Below are 15,344 nucleotides of genomic sequence, written 5' to 3' on the forward strand. Positions count from 1 at the left end.
TAGGCGGGGACCATGTCGGAACTCTGTTTCACGGATATGACAGGCGCGTCGAGCCACCCGCCCCCTTGCAATTTCCGGTCGATTGCTCCTATCTTCGCGGCGTTCTCAGGGCGGGGTGCAATTCCCCACCGGCGGTATCGGGAGAAATCCCGGAGCCCGCGAGCGCTTCCGGTCTCGCCGGAAGGTCAGCAGATCCGGTGCGATGCCGGAGCCGACGGTATAGTCCGGATGGAAGAGAGCAAGGTCACCGCAGCACTCCTTACGGGGGCGCGACGGTGTTTGTTCGCCCAAGGGAAGTTTTGCCGATGCGCGCAGGCGCGGAGGCGCAACAATGGCCGCGATCCGGCCCAACCCTTGAAAGACCGAAGCATGACTATCCATAAAATTGACGATGCGATCGCCGCCATTGCCCGCGGGGAGATGGTGATTGTCGTGGACGACGAAGACCGCGAAAATGAGGGCGATATCGTCTTTGCGTCGCAGGATGCGACGGCGGACAAGATCGCGTTCATGATGAACAAGGCCCGCGGCCTGATCTGCGTGTCGATGGAAGGCGCCCGCCTGGATGCGCTGGACATTCAACTGATGGTTCCCAAAAACACCGAATCGCTCAAGACCGCCTTCACGGTGTCGGTCGACTACCTGCCGGCAACGACGACGGGGATCTCGGCGGCAGATCGCGCCGCAACCATCCGGGCCCTGGTCGATCCGGCCGCAAGGCCGGAGGACTTCGCCCGGCCCGGGCACATCTTTCCGCTGCGGGCCAACCCGCAGGGCGTGCTCGGTCGCCCCGGCCATACCGAAGCTGCCGTCGATCTCTGCCGGCTTGCCGGCAAGTCACCCTCCGGCGTGATCTGCGAGATCACCAACGACGATGGCAGCATGGCCCGCTTGCCGGATCTTGAGGTTTTCGCCGAAAAGCATGGCCTGTGCCTCGTGACGATCGAGGACCTCATCGCGTACCTGCGCGACACCCAAGCTTCCCGACTGGCGGAAGCCGCCGCATAGTCGCGACCATAGATCCGGGGCGGCGTACGGTCGCCCCGGAGATGGTGCATGCGACGCGTCCTGTTCGCCCGAACGCGTCCGTGCTCCCCCTGTCCTGTCAGCCTGTCGCCGATCCCGCTGGACCGATGCGCCCGAATACTTGCGTTTTCGCAAAGAAGTCACCCGACGGACGCCCTATTCATGAGGTTGATCATACTAAAAAGATTGCTGCATGAGCCAGACGCACACCTTGCCCATTTTGGCCTCGCTGCATCCCATCGGGCGTACCGGCGCCATCACAGAAGGACGCTGACCATGGCGAGTCCAGCCGCGACAGAACCGTCTTCCGCCGTTGCGGGCTTCTTCTCCGCAGGCTTCCGCCCCTTTTTCCTCTTCGGCGCCCTGCAGCCGGCGCTGATGATGGCGCTTTGGGTGCCGTGGTTCCTCGGCTTGTCGCACCTGCCGTCGGCGATGCCACCGGTCGCCTGGCACCAGCACGAGCTGATGTTTGGATACGTGCCGGCGGTGATCGCCGGATTTCTGTTGACGGCGGTTCCCAACTGGACCGGTCGCAAACCGCTTTCCGGTCTGCCGCTCGTTCTGCTCTTTGTTCTCTGGCTGGCGGGCCGCGGGGCGATCGCCTGTTCGGACTGGATCGGCGCCGCCACGGCCATGGCCGTGGCCGCGGCCTTTCTGCCGGTCCTTGCCCTGATTGTCCTGCGCGAACTGGTGCTCGCGGGCAACCGGCGCAACTACAAGGTCGTCGTTGCTCTCGGTGCGCTGTTTGCCGCCGAGCTGCTGTTCTTCTATGAAGTGGACCGTTACGGCTTCGCCGAGTTCGCCGACCGGATGGCGATCGGCACGATCATCATGCTGGTCACCATCATTGGCGGCCGCATCATTCCAGCCTTCACCGGCAACTGGCTGCGCCAGCAAAACCCCGGCGGATTGCCCCCCTCCTTCGACCGCTTCGACATGGCCTGCATGGTCCTCGCCTTTGCCGCCCTCACCTGCTGGCTGATCGCTGCACGCATCGATGCCCTCGCCTGGCCGGCCGGCATGCTGATGCTTGCTGCGGGAACCGCGCAGTTCGCACGTCAGGTGCGCTGGGCGCCGCTTCGCACCTTCGCCGAACCGCTGGTGACGGTGCTGCATGTTGCGTTCTTCTTTGTTCCGGCCGGTTTCCTGCTGACGGGCGCGGCTCTGCTGTCGGGCGACCCCGGCCTGCGCACCGCGGGTGTCCACGCCTGGACGGTGGGCGCCATCGGCGGCATGACGCTCGCGGTGATGACGCGCGCCACACGTGGGCACAGCGGCCAGATGCTGCATGCACCTGCATCGACCGTCCTGGCGATCTATGTGCCGATCCTCCTTGCCGCGCTGGCACGGATTGGCGCAGCCCTTGCGCCGGAACTCACAATGGTGCTCCTGCCGCTTTCGGGAACTTGTTGGATTGTCGCGTTCCTTGGCTTTGTCGTGCTTTACGGACCGCTACTCCTGCGCAAGGCGTGAAACGAACCGGCTGCCGACCTTTCCGGCTCTAGCTCTCGGAAGACATGCCTTATCGAGGAAAGTTATACTTTTCCGTGATGTCCCACAGCCGGTGATTGAGCTCGATCAGCGAGCGGATGCTTTCCTTGATCCGCGCCATCTCCAGGTTGTCGAGCGCTTCAACCTTGCCGTATTTGACGTCGTCCTTGCTGTCGAATATCCGCATCAGCTGCGTCAGCCCCTGGCCACTGTCCGGATCAAACGAATAGATGCAGTGATTGTATTTGTTTCTCAGTTTCGACAGATCGCTGAGCCGTCTCGTCGCATCCAGCACGTCATTGCGGCATTCAGCCGTTGTCTTTTGCATCTTCGCCAGGCGCTCGACGAGATCGAGACGCGCCCGTGTCGTGTTCAAGGTCAGAAAGATGACGATGGCTGTTTCCTTGTCCACCTTGGCAAGGCCGGCAATCATGTGGATCAGCAGGCTCTCGGTATTCGTCCAAGTATAGTTTAGCTGCCCAACCAACAGGAGTATTTCCTGAAATTTCGGCATGTTTTCTCTCCAGACGCCGCCGCGAAGTATACCCGAGATACCACTTCCGCATATTTCCCAACTGGTAGACCATCATCCACCTCAATGAGGTGTCATGCATCACGACAATCCAATGGGTAACATCTGCAACTGCAGCTCAGCCGCAGATTTTTTTGCATCAAAGCACAGCCGTTAGTAGGACTACCCTAGTCATAAGGCAGGTCTCGTGCATAGCCCGCCCTACCAAATTCAAGCTTCCCCGGAATTCTTTTAGCGCAGCACTTCTGTCAACGGCAGTAGAGGGACCCGCCAGTATACCCGGCGGACGCTGTTGCATCATGCGCGCTAACTCCAATGGTCAGCTATAACATCGCTCCGTCCCGACAGACTATGACGCCGGGCTTGGGTCAAACATGGAATGCGCAGCGAGGCGGATAGCCCCGGTTACGACCACATGGACCCCGCTTTTGCCCTATTCCATTTCGACCCAAATCCGGTGGGAGGAAATGAACCCTCCAAACAGTGGTGCACGGCCGCGAGATCGCGCCCGGCACAACCATAAAGCACGACTCATGTTCAACCGCCGCGTGGTGATGACCCCAAGAAGATGAATGGCGGTCAAGCCAGCGGCTCAAGCGACAGAGGATAGAGCTATGGCTGACAGAGGCCGGACCAACTGGGATCTTATCAACGACGATCCTTCCCAGGAACAGGAACAACAACAACAGCAGCAAGAGCAGCAGCGCCAGCAGGAGCAGCAGCAGCAGACCCAGACGTCAACGCAGGACCAGACGTCCACCCAGGACCAGACATCCACCCAAGACCAGACCCAGACGAGCGAAAGCACCAACACCAATACCAACTCGAACACCAACGCCACGACCGTCGACGTCACCGTGGACGTTGGCCTGAACCTGGACGGCTACGAGCCGACCGACAACGACTTCGCCGACATCGATCAATCGGGCAACAACAACTCGATTGAAGGCATGTTCAACATCCAGTTTGACAACATCCTGAACAATGCCTTCAGCGGCGACGGCAACAACGTGGCGAACGTCTTCAGCCAGGTTGCCAACCTGCAGGACAACGACACGGTCGAGAACGCCAGCGTCTCCAATGACGGGACTGCCAACTTCAACCTCGGCGCGACCGGCGGCACGGCCAACGCGGAAGAGGGGATCAAGGCTGGCGGCAGGGGCGGCTCGGGCGGTGACGACGCCGATGCCGATGGTGGCGACGGCGGCGATGGCGGCGACGCCACTGGCGGCAATGGCGACGGTGGCGACGGCAGCGGCGGAAGCGCCGACAGCAGTGCCAATGGCGGCTACGCCAATGGTGGCGCAGCCACCGGTGGCGATGGTTCGAGCGGCAACGCCAACAGCGGCGATGCCACCGGTGGCGCAGGCACAGGTGGTGCTGGCGGCGCCGGCGGTGCCGGTCTCGGCCTCGGTCTCGGGCTCGGGCTCGGCCTCGGCGCCGGCCTGGCATTGGCCGGTAGCGGCGCCGAAGGCGGCGACAACAATGCCGGCGACGGCGACGAGGGCGGCGATGGCGGCAACGCCAACGGCGGCGATGGCGGCAATGGCGGCGATGGCGGCGACGGCGGCGACGGCGGCGACTCGACGGCCGGCGATGCCGGTGCGGCTGCAGGCAACCTGCTCGGCTTCCTCAGCCCGGCTCTCGCGGCGGCCCAATCGGCCATCGATGACTCGAGCAACGCCGGCGCTGGCGGTGCTGGCGGCGGCGGCGGTGCAGGCGGTGCCGGAGGCACCGGCGGTGCCGGTGGTGCCGGCGGTGCCGGCGGCAGTGCGACCGATGCCGGTGATGGCGGTGCCGGAGGCAGCGCTACGGGCTCGGGGAGCGGAACCGGAACCGGCACAGGTAGCGGCTCTGGTGCCGGTGGCGCCGGTGGTGCCGGTGGGGCCGGAACCGGTGGCAGCGCCGCCAGCGGCTATGCTGACAGCGGTGACGCCAGCGGCGGCGACGCTTCGGCCGACGGCGGCAGCGGCGGCGGTGCGCTCAGTGGGGCCTGGGCCGACGGCATTGGCGGCGATGGCTATGGCGGCTGGGCCTATGGCGGGGCCGGCGGCGCTGGCGCGGCCGGCGGCACGGCGACGAATGGTGACGGCGGCGCGGGTGGCGACGGCGGCTATTGGGGCTCCAACAACGGTGACGACGGCTTCGTCACCGGCACGAGCCACGCTTCGGCCGACGCTGCGATCCACCTCAGCGCCTTCAACCAGGAAATCGTGCTCGGCGCGAACCTGCAGCAGAACGCGGTCGACATGACCGTGGTCGGCGGAGACCTAACCAACACCGTTGTCGGCGAAGACGACGACGCATGACGCGATGAAGTGGCTTCGCCCGGACCGGGCGAAGCCACTTTCGTTTGGTCTGCACTGCGCAGTCCATTCCAGGCTGCAGCACTCGCCTAACGGCCAAAGTCGAAAGAGGGTCGCGTGTCATGACGGCAATGGACAAGATCACCGAAGAGATCGCCCATTTCATCGGCATGTTCCAACTCAATGCTGAACGCGCAATGCAGAGGGAGGCCTACGACGATTTTCTCGCCCACAAGCCCGTGGATCCGGATTTGCCGCCGCCTCTCCCCGACAAGAGTCCGTTCGCAGCACCCTATGATTTTCTCGGCTATGACCCGGGCGTGACCTATTTTTCCCCGGGCCCGGAGCTCATCTACGTCCCGCCGTGGAAACTTCCGCTTCCGCAGCTGCCGGCAACGCCGTTCAACCTGGAGTCCTTCCCCTTTCCCGAACCGCCCTGGCACACGCCGCACGGCTTTGTTGCGAGCACGGCTGTCAACACGGTTCTGTCGCCGCAAATCGACCCCATCGGTTCGGTGGTGACCCACATCAGCCAGGTGATCCTGCTGTCCGACAACGACTATTTCAGCGTCGGCGGGCACGGCCTGGTCTTCTCGCCTACTCCCGTCTCCAATGCCGAACTGCTCGATGCGGCAGAAATGGCCCACTCGCTGTCGCCGATCGGCGATCTCGAACGGCCTGGATCGAGCACTGAGATCATCGAGACGATCAAACTGGCGGGGACGCTGCTGGAAAAAATCGAGGCCGATCAGGATGGCCCCTTCAAGGTCTTCGTCGCCCAGTCGACGTCCCTCGAGGGTGTCTATGTCAATGGTGAACTGGTCGACGAAGCGCCCGATCTGAAGGACTATTACGACTTCGAGGACGAGGACGACGACGCGTCGGACAAGGATGGCGACACCTGGACCGGCAATGTGACGATCGGCAAGGACGGATCCTACGAGGTCGAGGCTTCGGTCACCCTGACCGCGGGCGACAACACGCTGGTGAACGAAGCCGTCCTGAAGAACCTCTGGACCGGGGCCAAAGTCACCGCGGTCGTCGGCAGCTACTACGAAATCAACGCGATCGTCCAGGTCAACGTCCTGTGGGACATCGACACGATCAGCGCCGGCATCAAGGACTGGTCGAGCAACGGTACGATCAACCAGGTGTTCAACATTGCCGAGTTCGAACGTATCGGCAGTTCGACCGATGACGACACCGATGCCGGTGTCGGCAGCTTCCCCCAGTACTGGTCGGTGACGAAGATTGACGGCGACCTTCTGATGGTGAACTGGCTCGAGCAGTTCATCTTCAAGACCGACGACGACATTGGTGTCCTGTCTTCGTCCGGCGTCACCACGAGCGTCATCAGCGGCGGCAACCTCGGCGTCAACCAGACGTCCATTCTCGACCTTGGATTTGCCTACGATCTGATCATCGTCGGCGGCTCCGTGTACGACGCCAACCTGATCCAGCAGATCAACGTGTTGTTCGACAACGACGTGGTGGGCGCGCTCCCCGGATTCCAGACGACGGGCACGGGCTCGGCATCGACTGGCGGCAACCTGCTGTGGAACGAAGCCTATATCGGAAACATCGGAGGCACCGACCGCTTTGAAGCTTTGTCGAGCAAGTATCTGGCGCTCGCCAAGGATCTCGCCGACGGCGGCGACAGCATTTCCAAGGGTGTGCTGGCAGACGACGCTTTCACCGGTTTGGATGGTTTGCGCGTCCTCTACATCAGCGGCGACCTTCTCAACCTCCAATACATCAAGCAGACCAGCATCCTGGGCGACAGTGACCAGATCGCCCTGGCCATGGACCAGTTGAAGCCGCATCTCGACGCGGACTGGTCCGTGTCGACCGGCGGGAACGCACTCATCAATCACGCGGTTATTCTTGATCTGGACTCGTTGGGAAAAACCTACGTCGGCGGTGAGAAGTACTCACAGGAAACACTCATCCAGGCCGAACTGATCTCGAACAAACCCGACTTCGGCGGCCCCAATCCGGATGCACTGGTCAGCGAAGCCGTCCTGTTCCTCGACGATTCGATGCTCGAGCCCGCCCACGAAGCAGCACCGGGCGTCTACCTCCCTGCCGCCCACGAAGGGCAGACGGACGACGGCCTGCAACACCTACTCGGACATTGAGGGGAAAACGATGTCAGACCACCGGAGGAGGGCTGCCGACCCGACCGATGCCTATGCACGGTTCGAGCAGGCCGTACAGCAATGCCGCGACGCGGCGAACGACCCGCATGCGCAACCCGCGCAGCCAGGGCCAGCCGCCGCTCCCAATCCACCCTTTCCCTCACCGATCCGGCAGGTAGATCCGCCTGCCGACGAACGGCCGTCCCCAGCGAAGGGTAGTCCGTCTGGCGACACCATCGGCGCCGGCGAAACTCCGGGGGATGTTCCCTTCTGGAGCAGTGTCCACCGGAGCTTCGAGCCCGCCCCGCCCGTTCCACACCAAGCCCAGCCCGATCCCGTGGCAAAGGCGCCCGCCGAGCCTCTGGCGCCGCCGGAACCGACCACGCGGATCGGCCCCAAGGGGTTTCCCATCGCGGGCGGGAACGAGTCGGGTCCGACCAAATTCATGGCGACCGTGACCGCGCTGGCACCTGCCCCACCAAGCCTGCGGCAGGCTCACCGCAGCCCGGCTCCCAAGACCGGCGCGCAAGACGGGACCGCGACGCATGTGTCGACCGGAAAACCGGAACAACCGCGATCCGACGGCTCCTTGGCCAATGCATCCGAGCGCGTCATACCGTTCGCAAATACCTTTGCCGCGAAGGCAGAGGAGACCCCCGCAGGTAACCGGCCGACGAACAACGCCGCCCAGGGCGCGACGGCTGAGCCGTCACAAGCGTCCCTCCACGATACGGCCGGACCCGCCGAATCGTGCAGGAATCCCGAACAGGCGGCGGCGCAGGCCCGCGCTGCCGTTTCGGACGTCGTGCATGCCAAAGAACAGGCGCTGCGGACCGGAGAGACCGATCCCGCCCCGGTGAAGCGTGAAGAGACGGTGGCCAAGGGCGCGGAGGGCATCAAAACGATCGAGGGAGACACGGGGCCGATCAAGGCCGACAGGCAATCCCCGAACAAGACCTTGTCGGGTGGTGGGGGAAAAGGAACGGGCTCGGGCGGCGGCACGTTTCACAAGCGCCTCGGCCCTGTCGATTTCTCCGCCAGCCTCAAGGCGGGCCTCGATGCTGTGCGCCGCAACCTCTTCGTCGTCATGATCTTCACGCTGGCCAGCAACATTCTTGTGCTGGCAATTCCGATCTATCTTTTCCAGATATCGGATCGCGTTCTGACAAGCCGATCGATGGACACCCTGATCATGCTGACACTCGTCATCGTCGGCGCCATCGTCCTGCAGTCGGTGTTCGATGCCATTCGCCGGTTCATCCTGATGCGCACGGCGGTCGAGATCGCTGCGCAGTTGGGCGCCCCCATCCTCAGCGCCGCAGCACGCGCGTCGCTGACCTCGAACGGCAGGGAATACCAGACCCTGAACGATCTACAGCAGGTCCGCTCGTTCCTGGTATCCAGAACGCTTCTGTCGTTCCTGGATGCACCGCTTGCGCCCTTCTTCGTGGTGGCCGTCTTCCTGATCCACCCGCATTTGGGAGCCATCGTGATTGCGACCGCGCTGCTGCTCCTGGTGTTCACTCTGGTCAACCAGCGCCTGACGGCAGCCCCGTTTGCGGACGCCAATACGGCGCAGGTGAAGGCCAACCTCCACCTGGAGTCGATGTCCCGCAACTCGCAGATCATCAATGCGCTGGCGATGATACCGGAGGCAGTACAGATCTGGGGCCGGGATACGGCGGCCTCGCTCAAGGCCCAGGTCATCGCGCAGGACCGCAACATTGCAGTCGCAGCCGCCTCGAAAGGCGTCCGGCTGCTGGCGCAGGTCGCCATGCTCGGATGGGGTGCGCACCTGGCCATCCAGGGCGAGATGACCGGCGGCATGGTGATCGCCTCCTCGATCATCGCCGGGCGCGGTCTGGCGCCAATCGAAGGCGCGATCGAAGGCTGGCACCAGTACAGCCAGTCGCGCGCGGCGTACGGGCGGATATCGGCCCTGCTCAGGGCCTCGCCGCTGAATTTCGAGCGCCTGAACCTGCCGCGACCGGAAGGTCGGCTGGACGTCGAGCGATTGCTCTACGTTCCCGGCGGCACCAAGCGCGTGGTTCTGAACGGCATCTCCTTTGCGCTGCAGCCGGGCGACTCCCTGGCAATCATCGGTAATTCCGGCGCGGGGAAAACGACGCTGGGCAAAATGCTGGTCGGCTCGATCCTGCCCACGTCCGGCAATGTTCGCCTCGACCTGATGGATCTGAGGAACTGGGACCAGCGTCAGTTCGGCGAGAACATCGGCTATCTGCCGCAGGACGTGCAGCTGTTTCCGGGGACGATCAAGGCAAACATCGCCCGCATGCGCGAGGATGCCACCGACGAACAGATCTACAAGGCGGCGATGCTGGCCGATGTGCACGAAATGATCGCAACGTTGCCGCATGGCTACGAAACAATGGTGGCGGCCGATGGGGCACCGCTTTCCGGCGGCCAGAAGCAACGGATCGCCCTGGCGCGCGCATTCTTCGGCGATCCCCGAATGATCGTGCTCGATGAGCCGAACTCGAACCTCGACAGCGCCGGCGATGCCGCACTCACGCGCGCCTTGCAACATGCGAAACAGCAGAAGATCACCACGATCACGATCACGCAGCGCCCGTCTCTCCTCAACAGCGTCGACAAGGTGCTCCTGCTGGTCAACGGCACCGTGGCGCTCTTCGGCATGCGCCAGGACGTGTTGAAGGCGCTGGAGGCGCGTGGAATCAACGTCGACACCGGCACGTTCGGCCATCTGTTGCAGTAGGAGTTTCCCGAGCATGTCCGACATAGCCAAGGTCCATGACATCGAATGGTACTCGGAGGTCCCCCGATCGATCCGGAAGCAGTTGACGGTCGGAATGATCCTGTTGTGCGCAACCTTTGGAGGTTTCGGCGCCTGGGCCTTCACCGCACCGCTGGCCGCCGCGGTCATCGCCCAGGGCAGCTTCGTCGCGACGGGGCGCAACAAGGTGGTGCAGCACTATGAGGGCGGCATCATCAAGGAACTGCTGGTCAACGAGGGCGACGAGGTGGTGGAAGGCCAGCCGCTGATCAAACTCGACGAGACAGCTGCCTTGGCCAAGGAACGGGAGCTGTTCCTCCGTCGGATCCGGCTGGAGGCGACCGTCGCGCGCCTGACCTCGCAGTTTGAAGGCGACGAACAGATGGAGGTGTCCGAACTGCTCGATAAATATCGTGGCGACGCGGAGGTCTGGTCCATCATCGTCAACCAGCAGCTCAATTTCAAAGCTCAGCGGATGAAGCAATCCAACGAACTGTCCCTGCTCAGCCAGAACATCAAGGCGCTGGAATTCCGCAGCATAGGCTATAACCGGCAACGTGATGCAATCATCGAGCAATTGTCGCTGCTGCGGGAGGAGCACCAGAACAAGAAAAAGCTGGTCAGCATGGGGCTGCTACGGCTGACCGAAATGAAAGCGATCGAGCGAGCAATGGCCGACGCCCAGGGGCAGATCGGCAGACTGGAGGCCGAGGTTGCCGAGACCCAGGCACAGATCGTCAAGGGCCAGCAGGAAATCAGCCGCGCCGAGGTGTCCTACCGGGAAGATGCGCTGGACAAGCTGCAGGCCATCCAAGGCGAACTCGACACGGTGCGGGAGCAGGCGCGCCAGGCCGAGAATATCCTGAAGCGCGTCACGATCACCGCGCCCGTCAGCGGAACGGTGATCCGCACCTATTATCACACGCCGGGCGGCGTTATCGAAAGTGGCAAGGGAATCCTGGAAATCCTGCCGAAGGGCGTGCCCTTGATCATCGAGGCCCAGATCCCGCGCAACAGCATCGACAGCGTCGCGGTCGGGCAGACGGCGACGGTTCGACTGGTCGCCCTCAATCAGAGGACGACGCCGGTGTTGCATGGTGAGTTGTTCTACATTTCCGCCGATGCGCTGGAAGACAGCAAACCTGGCATGCCTGCCCATGACGTCTATCTGGCGCGGATCGACATCCCGGCGAGCGAACTTGCAAAGGTCAAGGGGTTCCACCCGACCCCGGGAATGCCGGCCGAGGTGATGATCCAGACGGCGCAACGAACCTTCTTCAGCTACCTGGTCAAGCCGATCACCGACAGCATGTCCAGGGCCTTCACAGAGCGCTGATTCCCTGCGGGACGGCTATCCCGATGTTCAGGAAAGCGGAACGCCGTGTCCGCTTTCCGAACACCTCTCGGTCCGGGCAGTCCAAGCACGTCCGGACCATGCCACGGGCGCCGGTGCCTGGTTGCTCATGCGGCTGGGTCAGATGACGCCGAGGGCGTCCATGGCCTCCGCCACGCGGACGAAGCCGGCGATATTGGCACCAAGCACGTAGTCGCCGGGGGCGCCATATTCATCCGCCGTCTCGGCGCAACGGTCATGGATGTCGTGCATGATCGCCGCAAGCCGCGTTTCGGTCTGCTCAAATGTCCAGCTGTCCCGCGAGGCGTTCTGCTGCATTTCAAGCGCCGAAGTCGCAACGCCGCCGGCATTGGCCGCCTTGCCCGGGGCGAACAATACGCCGGCCTCCTGGAACAGGCGAACAGCCTCGGGCGTGCACGGCATGTTGGCGCCCTCGCCGACGGCCACGACGCCGTTCTTGACGAGGAGGCGCGCCTCCCGGCCGGTGAGTTCGTTTTGCGTGGCCGATGGCATGGCGACGTCGCAGGGCACGTCCCAAATCGAGCCGCCCTCCACATAGTGGGTCCCGGCACCCTTCAGCCGCGCGTATTCGGCGATCCGGGCCCGGCGGACTTCCTTGATTTGCTTGACCAGCTCGAGATCGATGCCCGCCTCGTCGACGACGTAGCCGTTCGAATCGGAGCAGGCGACGATCTTGCCGCCAAACTCGATGACTTTCTCCATGGTGTAGACCGCGACATTGCCCGAGCCGGAGACCACCACCCGCTTTCCTGCAAAATCCTGGCCTTTCGTGCCCAGCATCCGCTGCACGAAATAGGTTGCGCCATACCCTGTGGCTTCCTTTCGCGCGCGCGAGCCGCCATAGAACAACGCCTTGCCGGTCAGAACGCCCGCCTCGTAGCGGTTCGTAAGTCGCTTGTACTGGCCGAACATGTAGCCGATTTCGCGTCCGCCCACGCCGATATCGCCGGCCGGGACGTCGGTGTATTCCCCCAGGTGCCGGTGCAGTTCGGTCATGAAGGACTGGCAGAACCGCATGATCTCGCGGTCCGACCGGCCTCTCGGGTTGAAGTCCGATCCGCCCTTGCCACCACCGATCGGCATACCCGTCAGCGCGTTCTTGAATGTCTGCTCGAAGCCGAGGAACTTGATGATGCCCACGTTGACGGACGGGTGGAAGCGGATGCCGCCCTTGTAGGGGCCCAGTGCCGAATTGAACTGGACGCGGAAACCGCGGTTGATCTGCACCTGGCCGGCATCGTCGATCCACGGCACGCGGAAAATGATCTGACGCTCCGGCTCGCAAATGCGTTCGATGAGTGCGTTCTCGGCGTAACGCGGATGTTTGGCCACCACGCGTCCGAGGCTTTCAAGAACCTCACGGACGGCTTGATGGAACTCAACTTCACCCACATTACGCCGCAAAACCTCGGTGAGGATCGGCTCCAACTTCTCATCTACATTGGTCATCGTGCTCTCCGTGCGCCGATATTTAACAAGGCAATCGTTGGCGCGAAAGCGGACTATCGGAATATCGGGACGATTTGAACCAAAAATTGGCGGAGACCGGCGAGGTGCTCTCCCCGATCATCTTGGGTCGCCTGCTTGACACCGGATCGTTGAGCAGCAATCATTGTAAAATGACTATCGATTTCATCGCCCATCGCGGTAGCCGCTACCAAGACTGTCCGATCGCAGGACATTAGCCCGAATCCGGTCGCTGTCGCGCCCCGGGTGTCGGGGAGCATGGTAGTCATCTTCTGCAACGCGCGACATCAATCCCCAAATACATGCACCCCACTGCGGCAACGTTCATCGTGCGCGCAGCAGCGGCACATTGCAGAATTGAACAGGAGTTACATCGTTATGAACAAGCCGTTGATCTATGTCCGGGAGGCCGACTATGCTCGCCTCAACGATCTGGCCCAGGCAGCGCTCGACCGCAATTTCGAAGTCGCGGACGAACTGCTTGGAGAATTGGAGCGCGCGTCGGTTCTCCCGAACGATCAAGTGGCGTCCGATACTGTCCAGATGGGCTCGACCGTGACCTACGAAACCGAGGCCGGCCAGGCCAGGACCGTGACGCTTGTCTATCCGGGCGATGCCGACATCGAACAGGCGAAAATCTCCGTGCTGACGCCCATCGGCGTTGCCCTTCTTGGTCTTGCACCGGGACAAACCATCGATTGGAAGGCCCGCGACGGTCAGAGCCACCGGCTGAAGGTCGTCGAGGTGAAGTACAATGCCCCTGCAGAGGGCGCCTGATACGTCGCGCGCCCCAGGCAGGCCGATGGGACCAAAACCCGCTGCCGGAATTGTCGCTCCGCCTTGACTTCCAGGGCTTCGGGACTTAGATGGCGCCATGCTGACGTTCTTCTCTCACCGCGGGCAGAGGCTATTGCGACGTAAGGCGCGAACCTAGCCCGGCCGTTGCAACGGTTGTCCGCGGCCGGGACGAGGAATCGCGCAAGGTGCTCCCTAAGCTTTAAAAGTTGACAACCCCGTCACCGCGCCGATGTGCAGGACGCCGGTGCCGCTATGCGAATTGCGCACGACAGACCGACTGAGCGATCCATCGCGCGGCGGCCACGCACGCGGGAGAAGACCGCAAAGCCTTTCCATCCGACGAAAGACACGAAGATCCATGATCCAGACGCCCTACTATCTGATCGACAAGTCGAAGCTTCTCAAGAACATGGAGAGGATCGCCGAGGTGAGGGAGAAGTCCGGCGCCAAGGCTCTGCTGGCGCTGAAATGCTTCGCCACCTGGTCCGTCTTCGATCTGATGCGCGACTACATGGATGGCACGACGTCGTCCTCCCTCAATGAGGTCCGCCTCGGTCACGAGCGCTTCGGCAAGGAAACCCACGCCTATTCGGTCGCCTATGCCGACTACGAGATCGACGAAGTCGTCAGCCATGCCGACAAGATCATCTTCAATTCGATCGGCCAGTTGGAGCGTTTTGCCGACAAGGCCTCGGGCATCGTCCGCGGACTGCGGCTGAACCCGCAGGTCAGTTCCTCGAGCTTCGACCTCGCCGACCCCGCCCGCCCCTTCTCGCGGCTCGGCGAATGGGACGTCGCTCGCGTCGAAAAGGTGATGGACCGGATTTCCGGCTTCATGATCCACAACAACTGCGAGAATGCCGACTTCGACCTGTTTGACCGCATGCTCGGGACGATCGAGGAACGCTTCGCTCCGCTTCTGAGGAAGGCCGACTGGGTGAGCCTCGGCGGCGGCATCCATTTCACCGGCGACGACTATCCGATCGAGCGCTTCGCCGAGCGGCTGAAGCGTTTTTCCGGCGATTACGGCGTGCAGGTCTACCTCGAGCCCGGCGAAGCCTCGATCACCAAATCGACGACGCTGGAAGTGACCGTGCTCGACACGCTCTTCAATGGCAAGAACCTCGCCATCGTCGATTCGTCGATCGAGGCTCACATGCTCGATCTGCTGATCTATCGCGAGAACGCGAAGGTCTCTCCGAATGAAGGACCGCACAACTATATGGTCTGCGGCAAATCCTGCCTCGCCGGCGATGTCTTCGGCGAGTTCCGATTTGCGAACGAGCTGAAGGTCGGTGACCGAATCTCATTCCAGGACGCGGCCGGTTATACGATGGTCAAAAAGAACTGGTTCAATGGCGTGAAGATGCCGGCGATCGCCATCAAGGAACTGGATGGCAGCATCAGGACAGTCCGCGAATTCACCTATTCAGACTTCGAACAGAGCCTTTCCTGA

Annotated in this window: 10 protein-coding genes and 1 riboswitch; of the genes, 8 read left to right on the forward strand and 2 right to left on the reverse strand. The window is 62.6% G+C overall.

Features of this window, described 5'->3' with window-relative positions; genetic code table 11:
• Positions 1–97: 97 nt before the first annotated feature.
• A riboswitch (FMN riboswitch) is annotated at positions 98–244 on the forward strand.
• Positions 245–369: 125 nt separating this feature from the next.
• Together ribB and JNC62_RS04020 are read left to right on the forward strand one after the other, a co-directional pair.
• Positions 370–1,008, forward strand: coding sequence for a 3,4-dihydroxy-2-butanone-4-phosphate synthase (gene ribB, locus JNC62_RS04015; RefSeq protein WP_374836180.1), 639 nt, complete (start codon positions 370–372; stop codon positions 1,006–1,008).
• A 294-nt stretch (positions 1,009–1,302) separates the two neighbouring features.
• On the forward strand, positions 1,303–2,499 hold the full coding sequence (locus JNC62_RS04020; protein WP_374836182.1) for an NnrS family protein: 1,197 nt from the start codon (positions 1,303–1,305) through the stop codon (positions 2,497–2,499).
• A gap of 49 nt (positions 2,500–2,548) precedes the next feature.
• Here JNC62_RS04020 and JNC62_RS04025 read toward each other — a convergent pair whose 3' ends face one another.
• Positions 2,549–3,031, reverse strand: coding sequence for a hypothetical protein (locus JNC62_RS04025; RefSeq protein WP_374836184.1), 483 nt, complete (start codon positions 3,029–3,031; stop codon positions 2,549–2,551).
• Positions 3,032–3,663: 632 nt separating this feature from the next.
• On the opposite strand from JNC62_RS04025, the gene JNC62_RS04030 reads away from it, so the two are divergent.
• The 4 genes from JNC62_RS04030 to JNC62_RS04045 all read left to right on the forward strand — a co-directional run bounded on the left by JNC62_RS04030 (position 3,664) and on the right by JNC62_RS04045 (position 11,584).
• Positions 3,664–5,358 (forward strand): hypothetical protein, encoded by a 1,695-nt coding sequence (locus JNC62_RS04030; protein ID WP_374836186.1) that lies wholly within the window; start codon positions 3,664–3,666, stop codon positions 5,356–5,358.
• A gap of 119 nt (positions 5,359–5,477) precedes the next feature.
• Positions 5,478–7,493, forward strand: a complete 2,016-nt coding sequence (locus tag JNC62_RS04035; protein WP_374836188.1) for a hypothetical protein — start codon at positions 5,478–5,480, stop codon at positions 7,491–7,493.
• Between the two features lie 445 nt (positions 7,494–7,938).
• Positions 7,939–10,230: a type I secretion system permease/ATPase gene (locus JNC62_RS04040; protein ID WP_374836189.1), complete on the forward strand. Its 2,292-nt coding sequence runs from the start codon at positions 7,939–7,941 to the stop codon at positions 10,228–10,230.
• A 13-nt stretch (positions 10,231–10,243) separates the two neighbouring features.
• The gene (locus JNC62_RS04045; RefSeq protein ID WP_374836190.1) at positions 10,244–11,584 is read left to right on the forward strand and encodes an HlyD family type I secretion periplasmic adaptor subunit; all 1,341 of its coding nucleotides are present in this window, start codon (positions 10,244–10,246) and stop codon (positions 11,582–11,584) included.
• 138 nt (positions 11,585–11,722) lie between these two features.
• Here the strand turns inward: JNC62_RS04045 and gdhA are convergent, their stop codons facing one another.
• Entirely contained in the window at positions 11,723–13,072 is a 1,350-nt protein-coding gene (gene gdhA / locus JNC62_RS04050; protein WP_374836192.1) for an NADP-specific glutamate dehydrogenase, read from the reverse strand.
• Between the two features lie 396 nt (positions 13,073–13,468).
• Between gdhA and rnk the strand changes: the two genes are divergently transcribed.
• Entirely contained in the window at positions 13,469–13,867 is a 399-nt protein-coding gene (rnk, locus tag JNC62_RS04055; RefSeq protein WP_374836194.1) for a nucleoside diphosphate kinase regulator, read from the forward strand.
• Between the two features lie 379 nt (positions 13,868–14,246).
• On the forward strand, positions 14,247–15,344 hold the full coding sequence (nspC, locus tag JNC62_RS04060) for a carboxynorspermidine decarboxylase (protein WP_374836196.1): 1,098 nt from the start codon (positions 14,247–14,249) through the stop codon (positions 15,342–15,344).

Source organism: Mycoplana ramosa (assembly GCF_041930185.1).
Taxonomy (GTDB): domain Bacteria; phylum Pseudomonadota; class Alphaproteobacteria; order Rhizobiales; family Rhizobiaceae; genus Mycoplana; species Mycoplana ramosa.

Excerpts from the sequence above, each read along its gene's own strand:
- nspC (WP_374836196.1), top strand. The coding sequence starts at position 14,247 with ATGATCCAGACGCCCTACTATCTGATCGACAAGTCGAAGCTTCTCAAG.
- JNC62_RS04045 (WP_374836190.1), top strand. The coding sequence starts at position 10,244 with ATGTCCGACATAGCCAAGGTCCATGACATCGAATGGTACTCGGAGGTC.
- JNC62_RS04040 (WP_374836189.1), top strand. The coding sequence starts at position 7,939 with ATGGCGACCGTGACCGCGCTGGCACCTGCCCCACCAAGCCTGCGGCAG.
- ribB (WP_374836180.1), top strand. The coding sequence starts at position 370 with ATGACTATCCATAAAATTGACGATGCGATCGCCGCCATTGCCCGCGGG.
- JNC62_RS04035 (WP_374836188.1), top strand. The coding sequence starts at position 5,478 with ATGACGGCAATGGACAAGATCACCGAAGAGATCGCCCATTTCATCGGC.
- rnk (WP_374836194.1), top strand. The coding sequence starts at position 13,469 with ATGAACAAGCCGTTGATCTATGTCCGGGAGGCCGACTATGCTCGCCTC.
- JNC62_RS04030 (WP_374836186.1), top strand. The coding sequence starts at position 3,664 with ATGGCTGACAGAGGCCGGACCAACTGGGATCTTATCAACGACGATCCT.
- JNC62_RS04025 (WP_374836184.1), bottom strand. The coding sequence starts at position 3,031 with ATGCCGAAATTTCAGGAAATACTCCTGTTGGTTGGGCAGCTAAACTAT.
- gdhA (WP_374836192.1), bottom strand. The coding sequence starts at position 13,072 with ATGACCAATGTAGATGAGAAGTTGGAGCCGATCCTCACCGAGGTTTTG.
- JNC62_RS04020 (WP_374836182.1), top strand. The coding sequence starts at position 1,303 with ATGGCGAGTCCAGCCGCGACAGAACCGTCTTCCGCCGTTGCGGGCTTC.